Raw genomic sequence first — 22,279 nt, forward strand, 5'->3', positions numbered from 1 at the left:
AGAGGAGGTGTTGGTCATGGTAGTCCTTCATGATTTTCTACATCAGTTAACCCTATCGTTTTGGAACTTCTATTACTCGCTCTTTTTCTTATTTGAAAAATAAGAAGGATTGAATCCCTTTTACATATAGTAGAAGGGATTTTTGATGCAGAATCCTTGAAAATCTGAGGCTCTTGGATTATGATGGAGCTAATAGATAAGAAGTGTTCCTTGTGGGGAATGCAGGAAGCGAGGAAAAAAGATGGCAGAGATTTATCTAGCAGGTGGCTGTTTTTGGGGCTTAGAGGAATATTTTTCACGGATCCCCGGTGTAGAAGAGACGACGGTGGGCTATGCCAATGGCCAGGTAGAAACGACCAACTACCAACTGATCAAGGAAACGGATCATGCAGAAACTGTTCAGGTCATCTACGATCCAGATAAAATCACCCTACGAGCGATTCTGCTCTACTATTTCCGGGTGATCGATCCCTTGTCCATTAACAAGCAGGGAAATGATCGAGGCCGCCAATATCGGACTGGTGTTTATTACCTAGATGAGGCAGATCGTGAAGTGATCGCCCACCTGTTTGCTGAAGAAGAGAAGCAACTGGGCCGCAAAATTGCGGTTGAGTTGGAACCCTTGCGCCACTACATCCTAGCTGAGGACTACCACCAAGACTACCTCAAGAAGAATCCTGGAGGTTATTGCCATATTGATGTGACGGATGCTGAGCAGCCCTTGATTGATCCGTCAGTCTATCAGAAGCCAGATCAAGAAACCCTAAAAGCGAAACTGACAGCAGAGCAGTACCAAGTCACCCAAGAAAGCGCGACGGAACGTCCGTTCCACAATGCTTATGATCAGACCTTTGAAGAGGGGATCTATGTGGATATTACGACTGGGGAGCCTCTCTTCTTTGCCAAGGATAAGTTTGCTTCTGGCTGTGGCTGGCCAAGTTTCTCTCGTCCCATTGCCAAAGATGTGGTCTACTATTACCAGGACCATAGCCATGGAATGGAGCGGATCGAAGTTCGTTCCCGCTCAGGCAATGCCCATCTCGGCCATGTCTTCACCGATGGACCAAAAGATCAAGGAGGGCTTCGCTATTGTATCAATTCGGCCTCTCTGCGCTTTATTCCAAAAGAAGAGATGGAGCAAGAAGGATATGGTTATTTGGCAAAAGCATTGAGATAATAGAAAAGCATCTTAGAAACTTTCCTTAGGTGAGTACGGACGTCAGCGAACTTCGAAGAAGTTCCATGACTAAATTAAGATACAAAGGGCGTCCGCGGATACAGTCAAAATAGGAAGTTTGACGCAGAATCTTTTGATTCTAGGAAAACTTATCTTTTTGATACAATCCGCAGCCCGTGTTCAATTGGTTTCGAACCCCTTCGCTTTTCAATTTTTAGGCTCAGGCTAAAACAGTTCCCCGAACTGTTTTACTTTCAAAACTCCCGTGTGCCTGTAACAATTATATTTCAGGCACTTTTCTCACAGCAGAAAGTTTCAGTAGATGCTTGCATCAGTAACAATCATTAAGAGGTTTTCTGACAGTTTACTAAGGATGGTTTATGTAAAAAGTTCATCTGCATTATAAGGTGCGGAAGACTCTTTTATATATTTTAGAAACGAAAGAAAAACTAAAATAAAGTGTTCTCAATAAAGGTAATCTATGCTATAATAAATATCATTTTCATGAAATTCCAAATTAAAAAAGTAGAGATGAAATTATGAAATATTTGAAACATACGATTGCCTTGCTATGTTTTTCCTTTATGGCTTTATTTGTTGTAGTAATGGCTGCGATAAAAATTACAACTTTATTCAGTGGGAGTATTGCTTTTTTTTTATTGTATCCAGCTAGCTCTTGAGGTGTTTCTGAGTTTTGGGATCATCCTCTGGATGAAACGGGAAAAGCTTCCGATAACGTTTACCGCTTCAAAATGGAAGTGGTCTTATCTGATTTACTTTCTCCTTATTTTCCTTTTAAATATGATGACGATGTGGATTGCTACAATATTTCAAAACTATATTGTTCCCGCACCAGATGATTTATTACCTAGACTACCAGATTCAGTGTTTTTGCAGGGAACTGGTATAGTAGTTTTTTTGAAATTCGTTCAGTCTATTATGACTGGTCCAATTTTGGAAGAACTACTTTGCCGTGCCTATGTGATGAATGCCTTTTTTAAAAATAGTCGCTTTCATTTAGATGTATTAGTATCAGCTCTGCTTTTTTCAGGGCTTCATCTTGCGTTTGTGTTTCGCGATCCGATCTCCTTCCTGCTCTTTTTTGTTGGAGGGGTATTCTTAGCAGAAATTTATAAAAAACACAGGGATCTACGATTGGTTATCCTCTTGCATGCTTTTTACAACTTTTTACCTTACTGGAAACCAATTTGGATCTTCGTCTACAATTATATCTACTGGCATTTTTTGGTGTGACAAGTCTATTGTTTCAGTAGTAAATCATTTAGAAGTTCTGTTTTGCAGAACTTTTTTTCTCCTCTGGAAATTTGTGATACAATGAAGAGAAAGTATTTCAATGACAGCTCAATTTGTTGGCGGATCATTGGAGAAACTAGGTACGAAGAAGAGGTAGGAATGTTAGAGAAGTGGGAGAATGTGAAAGGGATCATCAAAAAGATGGGGAAAGAGCTATCGGCAGCCTTTGACTGGGCTTTTGATCGTCTCTTTTCAAGGATTCAGCTGACCAATGAACAGTTTATCTATGTGCTCTTGTCTGTCGTTTTTATCGTGGCCAATGCCATCTTATGGGTGCAAAAGTTCCAAGGCTTTCCGATCACCGCAACCGAATGGCCAGAGGTTGTGTACAAGGCAAAAACACCGGCTGATCAGATTCCTCATACAGCGCGGATCATGGCCAATGGAGATCAGCTCTATCATGATTTGGTCTATATGAGCGCGCAAAAAGAAGATGGGACCTATGATTTTCATGAAAATTATGAGTATGTCAAACCCTGGCTACAAAAGGCGGATCTGGTCTTGGGCGATTTTGAGGGAACCATTAACCCCAATTACTATTTGTCAGGTTATCCCCTCTTTAATGCGCCGAGCGAAGTCGTACCAGCCATCAAGGATGCTGGTTATGATGTCATGGATTTGGGACACAACCACATCCTGGATTCAGGTCTAGAAGGGGTCTATTCGACAGCCAAAGCCTTTGAAGATGTAGGCATCACCCCTGTCGGTGTCTACACGCATGAAAAGAGAGGCCAGGCCCCCTTGGTGATCAAGGAAGTGAATGGCATCAAGATTGCTATTCTAGCCTACGCTTATGGGTTTAATGGAATGGAAACGACCCTTACTCCAGAGGAGCAAGCAGATGTCTTGTCTGATCTGGATGAAGAGCGGATGAAGGCGGAGATCCAAAAGGCGGAGCAAGAGGCTGATATTACTATCGTCATGCCCCAGATGGGAATTGAGTACCAGTTGGAGCCAACAGAAGAGCAAAAAGAACTCTACCACAAGATGGTTTCTTGGGGAGCTGATATCGTCTTTGGTGGGCATCCCCATGTTGTAGAGCCTGCTGAAGTGGTCAATAAAGATGGTCAAAACAAGCTTATCATCTACTCGATGGGGAATTTCCTGTCCAATCAGCGTCTGGAAACTATGGGAGATGTGGAGACTGCCCAATGGACAGAGCGAGGGGTCTTGATGGATGTGACCATCGAAAAGGTTGGTCGCAAGACAAAGATCAAGACAGCTACTGCTCATCCAACCTGGGTCAGTCGGACTCCGAAGGGCACCTATTCTCCTGAAGGCTATGACTTGTACAAGTACCAGACCTATATCTTGGAAGATTTTATCCAGGGTGGCAAATACCGCAACAAGCTGGATGAGGAGACCAAGGAGAGAGTGGACACGGCCTACCGAGAAATGAAGGAACATGTTCACTTGGACTGGCCTCAGAGTGGAAAGGAATAGAGCATGGAAGGAAATGTGAACTGGATCCTGCTTGGGATCCTAGGATTGATCGTGGTGATTTGGGCAACCAAATTTCTTACGGCCATCCGTCTCAAGCAAAAGCTGAAGAAGGCTTGGGATGGAGCGCCTTTCTTTCGCAAGAAAGATACAGAAGAAAGTTTGATAGACAGCCTGGCTTATCCGGCTAAGGGAAAGACGATCGATAGCCAAGTGGATGATCAGACCTGGCATGATTTGGCTTTGGATTCGGTCTTTGATCAGCTCAACTATACCCAATCGAGCCTTGGGGCAGAAGCTCTCTATCAAAACATGCGCCTGCTGGAATTCCAGCTTCAGGACCAGCTTCATGACTTAGAAGCCTTCTTTGAAGAGCATCCGGATTTGCGCCTCAAGGTCCAGGTCATTTTCAACCAACTGGGCAAGAAGAACCATAACATGGCGCGGAGCATTGTCGCAAATCCCGGCAAGCATTATGCAGGTTTGCCCCTCTATCTAGCCTTGGCCTGCCTTCCTATTGTCTGTCTCTTTGCCATCCCCTTTGAGCCAGTCGGGGCCATTACCCTCTTGGTGATCAGTGTGGTCTTTAATATTGTCTTTTCGAGTTTGCGCAATTGGTCCAATAAAATCCGTCTGGACAATGTTAGCTATCTGGTTCGCATCTTTGCTTCGGCAGAACGCTTGAGCCGTCTAGCCTTGCCACAACAAGAAGAACTAAAGCAAGCAGTCAAACCCTTTAAGAAAACGCGGATCCTTGCCAGTGTCTTACAGAGTCCAACGGGGACCTCTGAGATGGAAATTATTCTCCTCTACCTCAACGTCCTCTTTTTACTCCCGCAGATCGCTCAGGTTTATATTTACAATCAGGTGAAGGCACATCAAAAAGAGGCCCAGAAGCTTCTGGATCTGCTAGGGGAGATGGAAGTCGCTATTAGCCTCTTGCGCCACAAGCGGGATCTAGAAGTGGTCTGCCAGCCAGTCTTTACGGAAACGGGTGGCATTGAGGGCGAGACGCTCTATCATCCCTTGCTGTCCAATCCGATAGCGAATGATGTGCATTTTCAAAAAAATATGGTCATCAGTGGGGACAATGCGTCCGGGAAATCGACCTATTTGAAAACTGTCGCCATCAATGCCATTCTGGCTCAAGGATTAGGCTTTGCCTATGGCGAAAGATTAGCCCTTCCTTACGGACATGTCCTAACGGCTATGGATGTGAGCGATGATATTGAAGTTGGAGATAGCTACTTTATCACGGAGAGCAAAGCTATTTTGCGTATGATTCAGCATCTGAAAAAGCCTGGTTTTCACTACTTCTTTATTGACGAGCTCTTTAAGGGGACCAATACCATCGAGCGGATCGGATCAGGCCTTGGAATTGTCCGCTGGTTGGCTGCCCAAAACTGTCTCTACATGATTTCCAGCCATGATATTGAGCTGGTCGCAGCCTCCGGTGAAGTCAATGATAATTACCATTTTGACAGTCGCTATGTGGATGGCAAGATCGTCTTTGACTACCAGATCAAGCCAGGGTCAGCGGTGACCAAAAATGCGGTCAATACTCTAGAAAGCTTGCATTATCCAGAGGAGATTACGCAAACAGCCAAGGACTTGATTGACCAGTATGAAGAGACGGGACACTGGTCTTTGAAAGAAATTGAAAAAGAATGAAAAATGCACGAAGGAGTTTGTAAATGATCGGTTTAGGGACCTTTTATAATGCCTTAGGAGTTGTATTTGGTGGGCTTTTAGGACTGCTCATCGGTCAACGTTTATCAGAAGATTTTCATGAGACCCTTCTGAAAGTGACAGGAGTTGCTGTTTTTGTCTTGGGTATTGCAGGGACCTTGGAAAAGATGCTGGTGGTGCATGGAAGTCATGTGGAGAGTCACGGCAGTATGATGTTGATTCTGAGTCTAGTAATCGGGACCGTTATCGGGGAACTCTTGAAGATTGAGGAGGGTTTTGAGCGACTGGGAACCTGGCTGAAGGAAAAGACGGGCAACCAAGGCGATTCCAGCTTTGTCGATGCCTTTATGACCACGGCCTTGACCATTTGTATCGGGGCTATGGCGGTGGTCGGAGCCGTCCAGGATGGCCTGACAGGCGACACCTCTACCTTGTTAGCCAAGGCTATTCTCGATATGGTTATCGTTCTAGTCTTGACCGTTTCAAAAGGAAAGGGCGCAATCTTTGCGGTGGTACCACTTGTGATCCTTCAGGGATTGATCACGCTTTTGGCCCATTTGATCGCACCGATCATGACTCCACAAGCCCTTTCGAATCTGTCCCTAGTTGGCTCCAGCCTCATTCTCTGTGTAGGGATCAATCTCATCTGGGGCAAACGGATCAAGGTCGCCAATCTTCTTCCGGCAGTGCTAATTGCCATTATTTGGGCCTTTGTTGGGTGAAAAATAGAAGCTAACCGGTAAAGATAGGTTAGCTTTTTTGCTTGCCCATGTAGTCTTGTTAGAAAAATGAAGGTACTCCCAAAAAGGGGGATATTTTCTTTTTGCAAATATGGGAATTCATTTATGGAAACCCTGATTTTTGGTATGATAGTCGTAATTTCGAATAGGGAGGTTGGTGTCGCCATGAGTGATTTGAATCAGACAGTTGAATTTATTAAAGAAATCGAGAAATTAAAGTCGGTAACAAGGTTTAATAGAACCCTTGATGGACGGTTTGAAAATAGTGCCGAGCATTCTTGGCAGGGTGCGATAGCTGCGATGGTTCTGCAAGATTATTATCCTGAAAAATTGAATATGGAAAAGGTGATTTCTATGTTACTGATTCATGATTTAGGAGAGATTTATGCCGGAGATACTTGGGTGTTTGATGATGAAAAAAAGCTTCATGCTCATGATAGAGAGCTCGCATCTATAGAAAAAACAATAAGCCTCCTTCCAGAAGCAACATATGTGAATATGAAAAATTCGTGGTTGGAGTTTGAAAAAGGGCAGAGTCCTGAGGCAAGATATGCAAGAGTGATTGATGCATTGGTACCACTGATCAATCACTTGGAAGTATCAGAAGTAAATTATAATCCTGATCATATCCGTTCAGAGATGGTATTAGAAAAGAAAAAATTTATAAAAAGTGAGTCCAAAGAGCTATGGAAGCTGACGGAAGAGTTGGTTCAGGAAAGTGTAGAAAAGGGCTTATATTTTTAATAACAACTGGCCCTACAGATTGATTTATAAAAGACAAAGACGTGTCAATTCAGCACGTCTTTTTTTACTTTTTCTATGGTATATATAGAAGATAGATTTATAACTGGAGAATGTAAGTATATATGATTAAACTAGTCACAACTGAAATCGGAATAAGGAAATTGATGCAATAGAATATAGAGAAAGCCTTGGAATAAGCTGTTTCCAAGGCTTTTTAGCTATCTATAGATACAAGGAAAAGTTGTCAGAGTAGATGATTTTTATTAGATACCCTTATTTTGTAAAACGTTAAACTATATGTTATTAAAGACAGATTGTGTTGAGTACTAAAGTATAGAAAAATTACTAATGGATTAAGACTTTTACATTGGATTATACCTTAGAGAATATTAGTCAAATAAAATTGTTTTGTTTTCACTAATGCATTTCTTATTATCATCCCAATAGTTAATACTTTCAAAGCTTCCTTTTCTTAAATAAAGCGGTAGTCTTTTTCTTATTTCATCTTGCATTGGTATTTTATCAATATCTTTTAGATTCCACCATTTTGGCTCACCTTCAGCAGATGTACTTAGTTCACCAGTAAACTGAGTACATAAAAAGTCATAGAAGACAAATCTCTCATTACCAATTGAATTAGTAAAGCCTGAAATTCCCTTTAATTCAAGATTTAATGCAGTGAGTCCAGTTTCTTCCTTAAGTTCCCGTAATGCAGCTTCAAAAAAACTTTCAGGGAATTCAACTTTTCCCCCTGGTGGAATCCAGCCAGGAAAATTATCGTGCTGTCTATTAAGTAATAAAATTTCTTGATTTTTCAAAACGCAAATATTAACCCAGTTTTTGATTTTTTCAGTCATATTATCAACCTCCGACAAGTGTGTTTTCATATATTATACTATATGTCAAGAACTATATGCTATTTATGATTGTGACAAATTTGAGTCTTGTTTGACCTTTAAGAAAAATTGATAATAAAATCAAGATATCTGAAGAATCTGAAGAAATGGATGGTATAGGTTATGTATTGGGGAATTTAAGACTTAATAAAGGCTTAACTCAAAAATATATCTATAATATAAAATGGTTTGTTTATATTCTAAAGCTAACTAGTAAGGATAGGTTAGCTTTTTTGCTTGCCCTTGTAGTCTTGTTAGAAAAATGAAGGTGCTCCGAAAAGAAAGGAATTCTTTTAAATGTGATAAAATAAGAAACAGGAGTGAAGATTGGATTCATTTTGAAGGTGAAAGGTGAGTGAGTTATGATCAAACTAATCGCAACAGATATGGATGGGACCTTATTAGATGAGCGAGGAGAGGTGGATCTTCCACGTCTGGAAAGGCTGTTGGACCACGTGGATCAAAAAGGGATTCGCTTTGTCATTGCGACGGGAAATGAAATCCATCGCATGCGCCAGCTCTTGGGTCCCTTGGTCAAGCGGGTGACCTTGGTCGTCGCCAACGGAGCTCGGATTTTTGAGAATGACCAGATGGTTCTAGGAAAATTCTGGGATCGGGAATTGGTGGAGGCGGTTCTTGCTTATTTTAAGGGCCGGGAAATTTCAGATCAATTGGTTGTATCAGCTGTCAATGGTGGCTTTGTCAAGGAAGGCACGGTCTTTACAGAAGTTGAAAAATTCATGCAGCCGGAAGTGATTGAAGCCTTGTACAAGCGAATGAAGTTTGTTCCGGAATTGACAGCCGATTTGTTTGACCAGGTGCTTAAAATGAGCTTGGTGGTTGGCTTGGATCGTATTGATCAAGTGCGTCGGGAAGTCCAACAGGCTTTTGGAGATCAGCTCATGGCGGTTTCGAGCGGTTTCGGCAGCATGGATCTCTTACAAGCAGGTATTCACAAGGCTTGGGGACTGGCTCAATTAATGGAGAAATGGCAGCTCGATGCTAGTCAGGTCATGGCCTTTGGGGATAGCGGAAACGACATCGAAATGCTTGAAATGGCTGCTCACTCCTATGCGGTGGCCAATGCAGAAAAAGCTGTCAAGGCTGTTGCCAAACACCTAGCGCCGAGCCATCAAGAAGGCGGTGTCTACCAGGTGATCGAAGAGTATCTAGGATTGACCCCCTGGGAACAAGTGAAAGGAAAGAAGTAGATGGCGGTACAACTGTTAGAAGACTGGCTCTTAAAGGAGCAGGAGAAAATTTTAACAACCTATCGGGAGCTCAATCAAGCCCCTCTGAAGGAGCCTGGTTTGATCTTTATCGGAGACTCCATCGTAGAGTATTTCCCCATTCATGAACTATTACAAAGTCCCAAACACATGGTCAATCGAGGAGTACGAGGCTATAAGACGGATCTCCTTCGTAAGCATCTAGACGCCCATGTTTTTGGGACGGCGGTGGATCAGATCTTTCTCTTGATCGGGACTAATGATATCGGAAAAGAAATTCCTCAAAAGGAAACCTTGGACAACGTAGAAACGGTCTTACAAGCAATTATGAGAGATTTTCCGCTGACCCACATCAACCTGATCTCGGTTCTACCGGTGAGTCGTGAAGAGCGCTACAAACAAAAGGTCTATGTGCGGACCAATGAAAAAATTCAAGCCCTCAATCAGGCTTATCAAGAATTGGCACAAGCCTACCACCAGGTCAGCTATGTCGATGTGTATTCGTCTTTATTGGATGAAGTGGGGCAGTTAGCAGAAGCCTATACGACAGATGGCCTCCATCTAAGTGTGGCCGGGTATCGCATCCTAGCCCAAGCTCTACAGGAGATAGTATAGAGATAAAAATAGGGAGTGAAAAAAGCCCAATCAGACAGATCTTCAAAGGAAGATTTGTTTTTTTTAAAACTTTTGGTTGACAAATGTAAATCTTAGGTGTAAAATAGCATCATAAGATTTACAAATGTAGATTTAGAAAGGAGAAGCCATGCAAATTTCCAATGCGGAATGGCGCATCATGAAGATTATCTGGATGGAAGGCAAGCAGACCAGCACGGATTTGATCGCCGTCTTGTCCGAGCGCTTTGACTGGTCAAAGTCGACGATTAAGACTCTCTTGACCCGCTTGGTGGAGAAAGGCTGTCTGACCAGAGAAAAATCAGGCAAAGCCTTTGTTTACTCGGCTTTGTTGAAGCAGGACCAGAGTTTAGACTTGGTGGTTGAGGATGTGAAAGACAAGGTTTGCTCAAAAAGAATTGTCCAGGTGCTTGAAAACTTGATTCAGGAGAGTGACTTTACGCTTGCAGATCTTAATCAGCTGCAGCAGGTCCTGGAAGAAAAGAAAGCAGAGGCTGTCGAAACAGTCCCCTGCAATTGTATGTAATAGAAAGAAGGAAATTCCATGTTTGGATTGTTGATTAGTATTGTTTGTTTACTTATGGTTGCTTTTATTGCTTGGTGGTTCTTTGCAGAGCATGAAAAGGTAAGCGGCCACGCTCGTCAGAAATCAGGTTATCAAGAAATTGAAGTCGAAGTCATGGGGGGCTATTCGCCTGAAACCATTGTCCTGAAAAAGAATGTTCCAGCCCGGATCATCTTTAATCGCAAGGATCCATCTTCATGTCTGGCTCAAGTGATCTTTCCAGATTTTGGCGTTCATGAAGATTTGCCTTTGGGTGAAAAACATGTCATTGAAATTACGCCAGAAAAAGCGGGCGAATATGGGTATTCATGTGGAATGAACATGATGCATGGTCACATGATTGTGGAATAAAGGAGTAGGTATGGTAGAAAAACAAAAAGCAGTTGTGGAAAACGGAGTGCAAAAGATCCGTATTACAGCAGAAAAAGGCTATAGTCCAAAGGAATTTCAACTTCAAAAAGGGATCCCTGCTGAAATCACCTTCCATCGGGTCAATCCTTCCGGCTGTTACAAGGAAATTTTGTTTGAAGATCAGGGGATTTTAGAGTCTTTGGAAGTCGGTGTGGATAAGGTGATATCCTTTACCCCAACAGAAACAGGGGACTTCGAGTTTTCATGTGGAATGAAGATGCAAAAGGGTTCCTACACGGTTGTGGAAAAACGCCGTCGTGTCTTAGGTTTACTGGGTCGCTTTTGGATTACTAGTATCTTTACCCTTCCTTTATTGATCTTGATGATCGGGATGATGGCAGGATTTGTATCCCATCCAGTCAGTCGCTGGGGGACTTTTCTAGCAACAACGCCGATCATGTTGGTAGCAGGAGTTCCTTTTATCAAGAGTGCCTGGGCCTCATTCAAGAAGCACCATTCCAATATGGATACCTTGGTAGCCCTTGGAACCCTGGTAGCCTATGTCTATAGTGTATTTGCCCTTTTTACTGGTCAGCCAGTATACTTTGAGGCTGCGGGTTTTATCATCTTCTTTATCCTCTTAGGGCAAATCTTTGAAGAACGGATGCGTAACAATGCCTCCGAGGCTGTGGAAAAGTTGTTGGATTTGCAGGCAAAAACGGCTCAAGTTCTCCGTGATGGGAACTATGTCGAGGTGGCGGCGGAAGATATCCAAATTGGTGACTTGATTCGGGTCCGTCCTGGGGAAAAGATTGCGGTTGATGGGACGATTGTAGAAGGAAGTACGACCATTGATGAGTCGATGGTGACAGGTGAAAGCTTGCCTGTGGAAAAATCAGTTGGTGATGCAGTTATCGGCTCCACTATCAACAGCAATGGGACCATTCTCTTTAAGGCTGAAAAAGTCGGTAGTGAGACCCTCTTATCTCAAATTGTGGACTTTGTCAAAATGGCCCAATCCAGTCGTGCTCCTATTCAAGATTTGACGGATAAGATTTCAGGTATCTTTGTTCCAGTGGTGACGATTTTGGCCATTGCGACATTCTGGGTTTGGTCCGTGCTTCTGGGCGCGTCGCTTCAAGAGGCCATGCTCTATGCAGTCTCTGTCCTCATTATTGCCTGTCCTTGTGCCCTTGGTTTAGCAACCCCAACAGCCCTGATGGTCGGAACCGGCCGTAGTGCCAAGATGGGGGTTCTGATTAAAAATGGAACAGTTCTTCAAGAAGTGCAAAAGATTCAAACCGTTGTGTTTGATAAGACAGGGACTATTACCATTGGCCAACCACTTGTAACCGATGTTGTAGGAGATGAAGCGCGTGTCTTGACACTGGCAGCTAGTCTTGAAACTTTTTCAGAACACCCACTAGCCCAAGCGGTGCTATCCCAAGCAGAAGAAAAAGGTTTGGTGTTATCCCCTGTGGAAAACTTCCAAGCGATTGAAGGAAAAGGGGTCCAAGGTCAGATCGACCAGCAGTTGGTGACCTTGGGAAATGGCAAACTTCATGACGGGACAGCGATGGATCCGGAGCTTGAAAAACGGATGGTAGAGTTGCAAGAGCAGGCCAAAACAGTGATCAGTTTGTCTGTGGATGGGCAGGTGATTGGCTTGATTGCCATTCAAGATGCTCCGAAGGCCAGCTCAAAAGAAGCGATCAAAAAGCTCAAAGAACGGGGCTTGAAAACGGTCATGTTAACGGGGGATAATGAACGGGTGGCCCAAGCTATTGCTAAGCAAGTGGGAATTGACACCGTCATTGCTGATGTCCTTCCTCAAGAAAAAGCTAGCGCAATTCAAAAACTGCAAGAAGATAGCAAGGTCGCCTTTGTTGGAGATGGGATCAATGATGCTCCTGCTCTCTCGATCGCGGATGTGGGGATCGCTATGGGATCTGGAACGGATATTGCGATCGAGTCCGGTGGCATCGTGCTCACGCAAAATGATTTGCTTGGCGTTGTGCGCGCCTTTGACATGAGTCAAAAGACCTTCCGCAGGATCTTACTCAATCTCTTCTGGGCCTCTATCTACAATATCCTTGGGATTCCAATTGCTGCTGGAGTCTTTGTAGGACTGGGATTGACCCTCAATCCAGAACTAGCAGGTCTTGCTATGGCCCTTAGTTCTTTGTCTGTTTTGACTAGCTCGCTGCTTCTCAATGTTGCGAAAATTGATTAAATGAAACAAAAAGAAAGTGGGACAGAAATCGGTAATTCGTTAGAATTCGATTTCGTCGTCCCACCTCCGCACAGTTGAGTAGGGCTGTAAAAGCTAATGAAATTAGCGTAGTAGAGCCCACTCAACCACTACGCCTTGCTCGACAATCCAAAAACAATTAAGAGGCTAGGACTTTTGTCCCAGCCTCTTTTTGTTCGATTTCCTACAGCTACAAGTATTAGAGGTGCATGCAAATTATAATAAAATATCCTATTCTACTATAGTTTGTGAATTTTTCTCAAAATCAGCATCTGTTATGTAATAGGGATTGAGCATCTCTGAGCAGATTCTTATACATGTGAATCTCTTTGTGATAAATTAATACTGTAATCGTTTTGTAAATCGTTTTCATGAGAAATGTCAGAAAAAACTCATTTTCAAAACGAAACCTGATCGCAAAGATGAAGTAGAAGCGCTATGCTACATTTTTAAAGGATCAAAATAGATTTAAAGGAGAGTTATCATTATGACTCAAGGGAAAATTACTGCATCTGCAGCAATGCTCAACGTATTGAAAACATGGGGCGTAGACACGATCTACGGTATCCCATCAGGAACACTTAGCTCATTGATGGACGCTTTGGCTGAGGACAAAGATATCCGTTTCTTGCAAGTTCGCCACGAAGAAACAGGTGCTCTTGCAGCGGTTATGCAAGCTAAATTTGGCGGATCTATCGGTGTTGCAGTTGGTTCAGGTGGACCTGGTGCAACTCACTTGATCAACGGTGTTTACGATGCAGCTATGGATAACACTCCATTCCTTGCTATCCTTGGATCACGTCCAGTTAACGAATTGAACATGGATGCCTTCCAAGAATTGAACCAAAACCCAATGTACAACGGTATCGCTGTTTACAACAAACGTGTAGCTTACGCAGAACAATTGCCAAAAGTGATTGACGAAGCTTGCCGTGCTGCCGTTTCTAAAAAAGGTCCAGCTGTCGTTGAAATTCCAGTAAACTTTGGTTTCCAAGAAATCGACGAAAACTCATACTACGGATCAGGTTCATACGAGCGTTCATTTATTGCTCCTGCTTTGAACGAAACTGAAATCGACAAAGCGGTTGAAATCTTGAACAATGCGGAACGTCCAGTGATCTATGCTGGTTACGGTGGTGTTAAAGCTGGTGAAGTGATTACTGAATTGTCACGTAAAATCAAAGCACCAATCATCACAACTGGTAAAAACTTTGAAGCCTTCGAATGGAACTATGAAGGATTGACAGGTTCTGCTTACCGTGTTGGTTGGAAACCAGCTAACGAAGTGGTCTTTGAAGCAGACACAGTTCTTTTCCTTGGTTCTAACTTCCCATTTGCTGAAGTTTACGAAGCCTTCAAGAACACTGAAAAATTCATCCAAGTGGATATCGATCCTTACAAACTTGGTAAACGCCATGCTCTTGACGCTTCAATCCTTGGGGATGCAGGTCAAGCAGCCAAAGCAATCCTTGACAAAGTGAATCCAGTTGAATCTACTCCATGGTGGCGTGCAAACGTTAAGAATAACCAAAACTGGCGTGATTACATGAACAAACTCGAAGGTAAAACTGAGGGTGAATTGCAATTGTATCAAGTTTACAATGCAATCAACAAACATGCTGATCAAGACGCTATCTACTCAATCGACGTCGGTGACACTACTCAAACATCTACTCGTCACCTTCACATGACACCTAAGAACATGTGGCGTACATCTCCACTCTTTGCGACAATGGGTATTGCCCTTCCTGGTGGTATCGCTGCTAAGAAAGACAATCCAGATCGCCAAGTATGGAACATCATGGGTGATGGAGCCTTCAACATGTGCTACCCAGACGTTATCACAAACGTTCAATACGACCTTCCAGTTATCAACGTTGTCTTCTCAAATGGTAAATATGCCTTCATCAAGGACAAATACGAAGACACAAACAAACACTTGTTTGGTTGTGACTTCCCTAATGCTGACTATGCGAAAATCGCTGAAGCGCAAGGTGCTGTAGGATTTACAGTTGACCGTATCGAAGACATCGATGCAGTTGTTGCAGAAGCTGTTAAATTGAACAAAGAAGGTAAGACAGTTGTGATCGATGCCCGCATCACTCCACACCGTCCACTTCCAGTAGAAGTACTTGAATTAGATCCAAAACTTTACTCAGAAGAAGCTATCAAAGCCTTCAAGGAAAAATACGAAGCTGAAGAGCTTGTACCATTCCGCCTCTTCTTGGAAGAAGAAGGGTTGCAATCACGCGCAATCAAATAATCCTGCTCGTCGAAAATCAAATGTAAACTGCGTTATCTTCACCTTGCCGTACTCCAGTACTGTCTGCGGTTCGATGCCTTGTTTATTCTTTGATTTTCTTAGAGAAAAACATAAAAGATCGGAGCAATCCGGTCTTTTTGTGGAGGACAGTAAATGAATTTAAATCAAATAGATATCATCGTTTCAAATGTTCCCCAAGTCTGTGCTGACTTGGAGCATATCTTGGATAAAAAGGCAGATTATGCTGATGATAGTTTTGCTCAGTTCACGATTGGCAGTCATTGTCTAATGTTATCCCAAAATCATTTGATTCCTTTGGAAGATTTTCAGTCAGGAATCATTCTTCATATCGAGGTTGAGGATGTAGACCAGAACTACAAACGGTTGAAAGAACTTGGTATCCAGGTTTTAAACGGACCAGCTGTAACCGATTGGGGAACAGAAAGTCTGCTAGTTGAAGGCCCTGCTGGTCTAGTCATTGATTTTTATCGTATGAAATAGGATGCTTAGTCATTTGAAGTTAACCACAATGATTCTTAAAACAGAATATGAACTATTAAAAGATCGGAGCAATCCGGTCTTTTTAATATAAAGAAATTGCATATAAATAGTTGACAACGCTTTCCTAAAATCTTATAATAAAGATATAATAGCAAAAAATAAGACTGATGTGGAAAGGAGAAATATTTTTTAAACAGCTGTAGTAAGTGGATTTTCTTTTTTCATTGAAATTTGGGATTGAAATATCTCCATGAATAGATATTACGAGGAGAGACGGTATGCAAAAAAAGGACATTTATCTAATCTGTGTGACCATGATTATCTGTTCAATTATTATTGGTTTGATTGTAGGAAGTTTTATTTTGCACGGCCTTGAAGATATTGCTGCATTAATTGACCACGGTTTGATGACGATTAATCAATCCATTAATTGATAAAAGCAATTCATTTTTACATTTTAGGAATCAAACAGATCGGAGCAATTCGGTCTTTTTCTTATCCTCTTTCTTATCACAAGATTGTGATAGTTAACATTTTTATAACAAAATTATTACCCTCGTTCTTGTTTTTTAGCCATATATAAAAGTAAGCTCAGAGATATCATTACCCAGATAGTTCCAAACTTTTTGTCCTTTTTTAGTATAATAAAAGTAATAAATCATGTGAGGTAAAGTGATGACCGACAAACTTCAATTTCCAGATGGTTTCCTTTGGGGTGGGGCGACAGCTGCCAACCAGTGTGAGGGAGCTTATAATGAAGATGGCCGTGGCTTGGCTAATGTGGATGTGGTACCGATTGGGCCTGATCGTCATGCGATTATTACGGGTCAGAAAAAGATGTTCGACTTTGAAGAGGGCTATTTTTACCCGGCTAAAGAAGGCATTGATATGTACCATCGCTACAAGGAAGACATTGCCTTCTTTGGGGAAATGGGCTTTAAAACCTATCGCTTGTCCATTGCCTGGTCTCGGATCTTCCCAAAAGGGGATGAACTGGAGCCAAACGAAGCGGGTCTACAGTTCTATGAAGACCTCTTTAAGGAGTGCCACAAGTATGGCATTGAACCCTTGGTGACCATTACCCACTTTGACTGTCCCATGCATTTGATTACTGAGTATGGAGGTTGGCGTAGTCGTAAGATGTTGGAATGTTATGAACGACTCTGCCGGACCCTCTTCACTCGCTACAAGGGCTTGGTCAAATACTGGCTAACCTTTAATGAGATCAATATGATACTTCATGCGCCTTTTATGGGAGCAGGTCTCTGCTTTGAAGAAGGGGAGAATGAGGAGCAGGTCAAATACCAGGCGGCTCACCATGAATTGGTCGCTTCAGCCATTGCTACCAAGCTAGCCCATGAGATTGATCCTAACAATAAGGTCGGCTGTATGCTGGCAGCAGGGCAAAACTATCCGCATACCTGTGCTCCACGAGATGTCTGGGCTGGTCTAGAAGAAGACCGAAAAAACTATTTCTTCATCGATGTGCAGGCGCGTGGGGAATACCCTAACTATGCCAAGAAAGAGTGGGAGCGTCAGGGAATTACGGTCGAGATGACGGAAGAGGACCTTCAATTGTTGAAAGACCATACAGTGGACTTTATTTCCTTCTCCTACTATGCCAGTCGGGTCGCTTCAGGGGATCCGGCTGAAAGGGAGAAAACAGCGGGCAATATCTTTGCCTCTCTGAAGAATCCCTACCTAGAAAGCTCGGAATGGGGTTGGCAGATTGACCCTCTTGGGCTCCGTATTACCCTCAACACCATCTGGGATCGCTATCAAAAACCTCTCTTTATCGTGGAAAATGGATTAGGCGCCGTTGATACCCCAAATGAAGCCGGGGAGATTGAGGATGACTACCGGATTGATTACCTGGCTGCCCATGTCAAGGCCATGCGGGAGGCCATCAACGAAGATGGTGTTGTCCTCTGGGGTTATACGACTTGGGGCTGTATTGACCTGGTCTCTGCCGGGACAGGAGAAATGAAGAAGCGCTACGGTTTTATCTATGTCGACCGGGACAACGAAGGAAAAGGAACTTTAGCCCGCTCACGTAAGAAATCCTTCTATTGGTACAAAGAAGTCATTGCGACCAATGGGGCTTCTGTTAAATAAAAGTTTTCGGTACTTGCTCGCCAACTCTCTCCTATAAACGAAAAAGCTTAGAATCCCACTCACAAGCTGGGGTCCTAAGCTTTTTGTATGTAGTTTAGCTAAGTCGTTACGGATTTACTGGTCGTAATCTAAGACGTTGTTCTCGATGACAAACTTAGATTCAGCGGAAATGTTGGCTTCTCCTAGTTGCAACTGTGAACTTCCGTCTGGCTTCATGATGTGCCACTGACCGTCCTTGTGGGCAAAGATGGCCTCAAATGTGACGTTATTGCTCTTGTCTCGAATGGGTAGAACAAATGCTTGATCTGTATTCTCTAAGAGAATCTCTTCTTTTTTTTCAAAGTTATAGATATAAAATTGCCCAGCTCTTTGCCCCAAACCATGAAGTTCATCGACTTTTTGCCAGTTCTCAAATTTTGTCCGAACAAGGGATTCATTATAAATCTTGTTGAAGGTTTCGTTGCGTTTCTTCGTTTCTTCCTCGTCTAGTGTTTTCTGAAACTCTGCAACCTTTTTAGTCGTTTGAATGGTTTGTCTGTTTTGCTCCCTGATTTGCTGGCGGTGGATGACTCGCATCATTCTTGCAGCAACGCCCAGGATGACAAGGATGGATACAAGACTGATTTTAGTTTTAGCATTATTTTTCATAGATGAGTCTCCCTATTGTGTCATTGGTCCTATTATACCCTTTGAAAGAAAGGATCGTCAAGTTCATCTTGTGATGACCTAACATGCAGATCTACCTGGGGACAATAGAATTTTATCAGATTTTCATTGACGAAGGTCCCTTTATTTGATAGGCTAGGGGAATAGAACTGATTTCGCAAGAAAAGAAAAAAGGAGCGAGGCAAGTGGCACGGGTTTTATTAATCGAGGACAATAATGATATCCAAGAAATTTTGTATAGTCTCTTAAGTGAAGACCATGAGGTGCTTCAAGCCTTTTCGGGTACAGAAGGGCTACGGCTCTTCCAGCAAGAAGCTGTTGATTTGGTCCTTCTGGATATCATGCTTCCAGGGAAGAATGGGGACCAGGTCCTGGAGGAGATCCGTTTGCAGAGTCAGACACCGGTTATCATGATGACGGCTCTTGGAGACAAACACCTCATTAGCCAGTATCTCCTTGCAGGTGCCAATGATTATATTGTCAAGCCCTTTAATCTGGACGAAGTGGCCGCTCGGGTGACGGTGCAGTTGAGAAATCACGTCTCACCAGCAAAGAAAGCTCAAGCGTCGCAAAAGCTCTCCTTTAAAAATCTGGTTCTGAATCCAGAAACCTTTGAACTGGAGTCCGGCGAACAGACGCTTCGCTTGGGCAAAAAAGAATTTCAAATTTTTGAGACCTTGCTGGCGCATCCAAAGAAAATTTTTACCAAAGAAGAATTGTATGAGGCGGTCTGGGAAGAAGTTTATCTGCCTGGAGACAATACCCTCAATGCTCAATTAAGCAATCTTCGAAAGAAAATTGCCCAGCTTGATCCAGATGAGGACTATATTGAAACGGTCTGGGGCTTGGGTGTTCGCTTGAAAGGAGACAAGTAATGTGGGTTTTAGTTCTATTTCTTGTCGTCCTTGTCCTTCTCTTGGGCTTGGGTTATGCTCGCTTGCTTTCTGCCTTAAGGGATTTGCAGGAGCAGATTCAAAAGAAGCTTCAAAGCGGGAGTGGGGTACGGCTGACCTCTCAGGTCTCAAAAAAAGAATTGGTCGCCTTGACCAAGCAGGTCAGTGATCTCTTTGACCAGATCGAGCGGACCAATCGGATTGCCTTTCAAGAGAAAAAGACCTTGGATATGGCCATCAGTAATATTGCTCATGATATTCGGACGCCTTTGACCATTGCTTCGGGCTATACTCAACAAATCATCAAAGGAGGGACGCAAGAAGAGGAAAAGCTGAAGAAAATTGCTTCTAATCTTCAAGTCGTCTCCAAACGCTTGGAATCTCTCTTGGAGTACAGACGCTTGATGGAGGGAGCCATCCAGCCTCGGCTTTCAGACGTCAATCTCAGCCAAGTGCTAACCCAGCAGTTATTCCAGTATTATGATAGCTTGTCTGAGGCGGGGATTGCCTTAGAGGTAGAGTTAGAAGAACATCTCCATTATGCTACCGATCCTGAGCTCTGGGAGCGCCTCTTGCAAAATATGCTCAGCAATGTCCTCAAGCATGGGAAGGAAGAGGCTCGTTTGACCCTGATGTCGGACGCGGACACGATTCGAGTCGAGCTGCGCAATATTGTGCAACAACCGATTCAGCACTTAGACCAACTGGCTAGTCGATTCTACTCAGAAAATCTATCGGATACAGAAGAGTCTTCTGGTTTGGGTCTCTACATCATTCAAAATTTTGTAGAGATTTTAGGGGGAGACTTGCGACTGGCAACGGAGGCAGACTGGTTTATCTTAACCATTACACTAAGAAAAAAGGCTTGAGCATTGCTCAAACCTTTTTGTTATAAATCTTTGTGTTTGAAAGTAGCGAGTCCTAGGAAGCCGAAAACAAGGATGAATCCAAGGGCAATCGAGAGAGTGTTGTTCGTTGCTGTTGTGCTCTGTACCATGGAATATTGGAATTCCAAGTTTAGGTAGTGGAGAATATCAATATCTTTAAAGAAGAGCGCAGGAAGGCTTAAGAGGATATTTCCAATGAAGTAGCCAACGAAGGCCAAGGTGATGGATTGGCTAGCGTAAAGAAGGAAGGAAATGATGCTGACCCAAGCCAAGGTGGAAAGGAACTGAATCAGCACGGTCAGTCCAAAATGAGCAAGGAAGTGCTCTGGCATGGTGCCAAGTCCATTGTAGAGAGTCGCGATCAAGAAGACGAGACCATAAGAAACAAGAAATTGAAAGAGAGCAATGGTCAGGACAACAGCGCTTTTAGCAAAGTAGTAGCTGGTGCGCGAAACGCCATAGGCCAGACTATTCTTGTATAAGTTTTGTGTTAAGTCTGTTCCCAGGACCAAGGTGATGACAATAATGGTAAAGAGGATAGTCACACTGATGCTGGAAGAGTAGTTGGTCAAGGCTTTAAAGCCCGTCCAAACTTCGGTCGCTTGGGGTAATTTGGATTCCGTATTGACGCCGACGTGGCCAGTAGCTCCAAAGATGACTCCAGACAGGATGTTGAGAACGAGAATGGCTTCTGTAATCCAAAAACCTTTGGAGCGGAAAAGTCTATAAAAATCTGCTTGAATGGTATGCAACATGATAAATCTCCTAAATGAAATATGTGGGATAAGTAATACGAGACGGTGGGTTGACTAGTCGACCAAGTCCGTAAAGAATTTTTCCAGATCTTGGCGGGCATAGTAGATTTCGTCCACATCAATATCCGCTTGAACGAGGGCTTTGACAATGACTTTAATATCATGAGTCTGTCCGAAGATATGGATTTCTCCGTCCTTATCGATGACCTTGATGCGGTGATGGAGTTGATCCTGGATCAGTTGACTGGCAAGGGCTAGCTGGCTAGTCTTGAGGATGATGTAATCTTCTCCTTGTTCTTCAAACTCAGCTTTGCTAATTTCTTTGATCAGGTGTCCTTGGTCTACAATGCCAAAGCGATTGGCAACCAGATAGAGTTCGGAGAGGATGTGGCTGGAAATGAGGATGGTCATGCCAAGTTCATCATTGAGGCGTTTGATCATCTGACGGAATTCCTTGATTCCGACAGGATCGAGACCATTGATGGGTTCGTCCAAAATGAGGAAGTCGGGCTTGGCAATGAGCGCAATCGCAATTCCCAACCGTTGTTTCATTCCTAGTGAAAAATCGCGGAATTTCTTCTTACCCGTATTATTCAGGCCGACATAGTTCAAGGTTTCTTTGATGACCTGGTCGGGATTGGGGATATGGCGAGCCTTGCAATAGTAGACCAGGTTTTGATAAGCGGTCATATGCTTATGGGCCACGGGACTCTCAATCACGGATCCAACCCGTTTAAGCGCTTGGGTCCATTGGGAGCGATTTGTAGAAGAAAAGAGAGAGACGCTTCCGTCAGTTTCCTGAATTAGTTGGGTGATGACCTTGATGAGGGTGGTTTTCCCAGCGCCATTTTTACCGATGAGGCCGTAGACGTCGCCTTTTCGAATGGTGAGATTCACATCATTTAAGGCGTATTGATGACCGAATTTTTTACTCAAATGGGAAATTTCTAATACTTTTTCCATGGTTTTCTCCTTCGTCCAAATGACTAGTTGTTTTCTTTACACTCTTAGTATACAGCTTGCTTTTCAAATAACTATCAAGCAATTCTCAAATATTTCTAAAAAAAGAGAGTGGGACAGAAATCGGTAATTCGTTAGAATTCGATTTCGTCGTCCCACCTCCGCACAGTTGAGTAGGGCTGTAAAAGCTGATGAAATCAGCGTAGTAGA

At 43.1% G+C, this 22,279-nt stretch carries 21 protein-coding genes; 17 read left to right on the forward strand and 4 right to left on the reverse strand.

Annotation, left to right across the window (positions count from 1 at the left end):
- The first annotated feature begins 241 nt into the window (after positions 1 to 241).
- The 6 genes from msrB to O3602_RS04700 all read left to right on the forward strand — a co-directional run bounded on the left by msrB (position 242) and on the right by O3602_RS04700 (position 7,104).
- Complete coding sequence (gene msrB, locus O3602_RS04675; protein ID WP_371611240.1) at positions 242 to 1,177, forward strand: peptide-methionine (R)-S-oxide reductase MsrB; 936 nt, start codon at positions 242 to 244, stop codon at positions 1,175 to 1,177.
- Positions 1,178 to 1,888: 711 nt separating this feature from the next.
- Positions 1,889 to 2,431: a lysostaphin resistance A-like protein gene (locus tag O3602_RS04680; RefSeq protein WP_371611241.1), complete on the forward strand. Its 543-nt coding sequence runs from the start codon at positions 1,889 to 1,891 to the stop codon at positions 2,429 to 2,431.
- A 159-nt stretch (positions 2,432 to 2,590) separates the two neighbouring features.
- Complete coding sequence (locus O3602_RS04685; RefSeq protein ID WP_155170228.1) at positions 2,591 to 3,934, forward strand: CapA family protein; 1,344 nt, start codon at positions 2,591 to 2,593, stop codon at positions 3,932 to 3,934.
- 3 nt (positions 3,935 to 3,937) lie between these two features.
- A complete protein-coding gene (locus tag O3602_RS04690; protein WP_371611242.1) occupies positions 3,938 to 5,602 on the forward strand; it encodes a hypothetical protein in 1,665 nt (554 codons plus the stop codon).
- Positions 5,603 to 5,625: 23 nt separating this feature from the next.
- Positions 5,626 to 6,342, forward strand: a complete 717-nt coding sequence (locus tag O3602_RS04695; RefSeq protein WP_371611243.1) for a DUF554 domain-containing protein — start codon at positions 5,626 to 5,628, stop codon at positions 6,340 to 6,342.
- A 183-nt stretch (positions 6,343 to 6,525) separates the two neighbouring features.
- On the forward strand, positions 6,526 to 7,104 hold the full coding sequence (locus O3602_RS04700) for an HD family hydrolase (protein WP_371611275.1): 579 nt from the start codon (positions 6,526 to 6,528) through the stop codon (positions 7,102 to 7,104).
- Between the two features lie 389 nt (positions 7,105 to 7,493).
- Here O3602_RS04700 and O3602_RS04705 read toward each other — a convergent pair whose 3' ends face one another.
- On the reverse strand, positions 7,494 to 7,961 hold the full coding sequence (locus O3602_RS04705) for an 8-oxo-dGTP diphosphatase (protein WP_000136624.1): 468 nt from the start codon (positions 7,959 to 7,961) through the stop codon (positions 7,494 to 7,496).
- 401 nt (positions 7,962 to 8,362) lie between these two features.
- On the opposite strand from O3602_RS04705, the gene O3602_RS04710 reads away from it, so the two are divergent.
- The 9 genes from O3602_RS04710 to O3602_RS04750 all read left to right on the forward strand — a co-directional run bounded on the left by O3602_RS04710 (position 8,363) and on the right by O3602_RS04750 (position 17,908).
- A complete protein-coding gene (locus O3602_RS04710; RefSeq protein ID WP_371611244.1) occupies positions 8,363 to 9,211 on the forward strand; it encodes an HAD family hydrolase in 849 nt (282 codons plus the stop codon).
- Positions 9,212 to 9,844, forward strand: coding sequence for an SGNH/GDSL hydrolase family protein (locus O3602_RS04715; RefSeq protein ID WP_003005680.1), 633 nt, complete (start codon positions 9,212 to 9,214; stop codon positions 9,842 to 9,844).
- A 148-nt stretch (positions 9,845 to 9,992) separates the two neighbouring features.
- Positions 9,993 to 10,388: a CopY/TcrY family copper transport repressor gene (locus O3602_RS04720; protein ID WP_003005519.1), complete on the forward strand. Its 396-nt coding sequence runs from the start codon at positions 9,993 to 9,995 to the stop codon at positions 10,386 to 10,388.
- Between the two features lie 18 nt (positions 10,389 to 10,406).
- Positions 10,407 to 10,778 carry a cupredoxin domain-containing protein gene (locus O3602_RS04725; protein ID WP_003005336.1) on the forward strand — a complete coding sequence of 124 codons (372 nt, stop codon included), beginning with the start codon at positions 10,407 to 10,409 and terminating at the stop codon, positions 10,776 to 10,778.
- Between the two features lie 10 nt (positions 10,779 to 10,788).
- The gene (locus tag O3602_RS04730; RefSeq protein ID WP_371611245.1) at positions 10,789 to 13,011 is read left to right on the forward strand and encodes a heavy metal translocating P-type ATPase; all 2,223 of its coding nucleotides are present in this window, start codon (positions 10,789 to 10,791) and stop codon (positions 13,009 to 13,011) included.
- Positions 13,012 to 13,516: 505 nt separating this feature from the next.
- Positions 13,517 to 15,292 (forward strand): pyruvate oxidase, encoded by a 1,776-nt coding sequence (spxB, locus tag O3602_RS04735; protein ID WP_371611246.1) that lies wholly within the window; start codon positions 13,517 to 13,519, stop codon positions 15,290 to 15,292.
- A gap of 153 nt (positions 15,293 to 15,445) precedes the next feature.
- A complete protein-coding gene (locus tag O3602_RS04740) occupies positions 15,446 to 15,793 on the forward strand; it encodes a VOC family protein (RefSeq protein WP_371611247.1) in 348 nt (115 codons plus the stop codon).
- Between the two features lie 278 nt (positions 15,794 to 16,071).
- Positions 16,072 to 16,227, forward strand: coding sequence for a hypothetical protein (locus tag O3602_RS04745; protein WP_223141609.1), 156 nt, complete (start codon positions 16,072 to 16,074; stop codon positions 16,225 to 16,227).
- A gap of 241 nt (positions 16,228 to 16,468) precedes the next feature.
- Complete coding sequence (locus tag O3602_RS04750; RefSeq protein ID WP_223141610.1) at positions 16,469 to 17,908, forward strand: 6-phospho-beta-glucosidase; 1,440 nt, start codon at positions 16,469 to 16,471, stop codon at positions 17,906 to 17,908.
- A gap of 114 nt (positions 17,909 to 18,022) precedes the next feature.
- On the opposite strand, the gene O3602_RS04755 is transcribed toward O3602_RS04750, so the two are convergent.
- A complete protein-coding gene (locus O3602_RS04755) occupies positions 18,023 to 18,556 on the reverse strand; it encodes a hypothetical protein (protein WP_371611248.1) in 534 nt (177 codons plus the stop codon).
- A 203-nt stretch (positions 18,557 to 18,759) separates the two neighbouring features.
- On the opposite strand from O3602_RS04755, the gene O3602_RS04760 reads away from it, so the two are divergent.
- Both O3602_RS04760 and O3602_RS04765 read left to right on the forward strand, forming a co-directional pair.
- On the forward strand, positions 18,760 to 19,449 hold the full coding sequence (locus O3602_RS04760) for a response regulator transcription factor (protein ID WP_371611249.1): 690 nt from the start codon (positions 18,760 to 18,762) through the stop codon (positions 19,447 to 19,449).
- The gene (locus O3602_RS04765; RefSeq protein WP_371611250.1) at positions 19,449 to 20,336 is read left to right on the forward strand and encodes a sensor histidine kinase; all 888 of its coding nucleotides are present in this window, start codon (positions 19,449 to 19,451) and stop codon (positions 20,334 to 20,336) included. The genes O3602_RS04760 and O3602_RS04765 overlap by 1 nt, the downstream gene beginning before the upstream one ends.
- Before the next feature lie 20 nt (positions 20,337 to 20,356).
- Here the strand turns inward: O3602_RS04765 and O3602_RS04770 are convergent, their stop codons facing one another.
- A complete protein-coding gene (locus O3602_RS04770; RefSeq protein WP_021153840.1) occupies positions 20,357 to 21,109 on the reverse strand; it encodes an ABC transporter permease in 753 nt (250 codons plus the stop codon).
- Between the two features lie 54 nt (positions 21,110 to 21,163).
- Positions 21,164 to 22,072 carry an ABC transporter ATP-binding protein gene (locus tag O3602_RS04775; protein ID WP_003013333.1) on the reverse strand — a complete coding sequence of 303 codons (909 nt, stop codon included), beginning with the start codon at positions 22,070 to 22,072 and terminating at the stop codon, positions 21,164 to 21,166.
- Between the last annotated feature and the right edge of the window lie 207 nt (positions 22,073 to 22,279).

Source organism: Streptococcus sp. 27098_8_186, assembly GCF_041432055.1.
Taxonomy (GTDB): Bacteria; Bacillota; Bacilli; order Lactobacillales; family Streptococcaceae; genus Streptococcus; species Streptococcus dentalis.

Bases quoted from the DNA above. Each gene is read 5' to 3' on its own strand.
- O3602_RS04720 (WP_003005519.1), top strand. From the start codon at position 9,993: ATGCAAATTTCCAATGCGGAATGGCGCATCATGAAGATTATCTGGATG.
- O3602_RS04700 (WP_371611275.1), top strand. From the start codon at position 6,526: ATGAGTGATTTGAATCAGACAGTTGAATTTATTAAAGAAATCGAGAAA.
- O3602_RS04765 (WP_371611250.1), top strand. From the start codon at position 19,449: ATGTGGGTTTTAGTTCTATTTCTTGTCGTCCTTGTCCTTCTCTTGGGC.
- O3602_RS04715 (WP_003005680.1), top strand. From the start codon at position 9,212: ATGGCGGTACAACTGTTAGAAGACTGGCTCTTAAAGGAGCAGGAGAAA.
- O3602_RS04710 (WP_371611244.1), top strand. From the start codon at position 8,363: ATGATCAAACTAATCGCAACAGATATGGATGGGACCTTATTAGATGAG.
- O3602_RS04705 (WP_000136624.1), bottom strand. From the start codon at position 7,961: ATGACTGAAAAAATCAAAAACTGGGTTAATATTTGCGTTTTGAAAAAT.
- O3602_RS04685 (WP_155170228.1), top strand. From the start codon at position 2,591: ATGTTAGAGAAGTGGGAGAATGTGAAAGGGATCATCAAAAAGATGGGG.
- O3602_RS04770 (WP_021153840.1), bottom strand. From the start codon at position 21,109: ATGTTGCATACCATTCAAGCAGATTTTTATAGACTTTTCCGCTCCAAA.
- O3602_RS04740 (WP_371611247.1), top strand. From the start codon at position 15,446: ATGAATTTAAATCAAATAGATATCATCGTTTCAAATGTTCCCCAAGTC.
- spxB (WP_371611246.1), top strand. From the start codon at position 13,517: ATGACTCAAGGGAAAATTACTGCATCTGCAGCAATGCTCAACGTATTG.
- O3602_RS04745 (WP_223141609.1), top strand. From the start codon at position 16,072: ATGCAAAAAAAGGACATTTATCTAATCTGTGTGACCATGATTATCTGT.
- O3602_RS04725 (WP_003005336.1), top strand. From the start codon at position 10,407: ATGTTTGGATTGTTGATTAGTATTGTTTGTTTACTTATGGTTGCTTTT.
- msrB (WP_371611240.1), top strand. From the start codon at position 242: ATGGCAGAGATTTATCTAGCAGGTGGCTGTTTTTGGGGCTTAGAGGAA.
- O3602_RS04695 (WP_371611243.1), top strand. From the start codon at position 5,626: ATGATCGGTTTAGGGACCTTTTATAATGCCTTAGGAGTTGTATTTGGT.
- O3602_RS04750 (WP_223141610.1), top strand. From the start codon at position 16,469: ATGACCGACAAACTTCAATTTCCAGATGGTTTCCTTTGGGGTGGGGCG.
- O3602_RS04690 (WP_371611242.1), top strand. From the start codon at position 3,938: ATGGAAGGAAATGTGAACTGGATCCTGCTTGGGATCCTAGGATTGATC.
- O3602_RS04775 (WP_003013333.1), bottom strand. From the start codon at position 22,072: ATGGAAAAAGTATTAGAAATTTCCCATTTGAGTAAAAAATTCGGTCAT.
- O3602_RS04680 (WP_371611241.1), top strand. From the start codon at position 1,889: ATGAAACGGGAAAAGCTTCCGATAACGTTTACCGCTTCAAAATGGAAG.
- O3602_RS04730 (WP_371611245.1), top strand. From the start codon at position 10,789: ATGGTAGAAAAACAAAAAGCAGTTGTGGAAAACGGAGTGCAAAAGATC.
- O3602_RS04755 (WP_371611248.1), bottom strand. From the start codon at position 18,556: ATGAAAAATAATGCTAAAACTAAAATCAGTCTTGTATCCATCCTTGTC.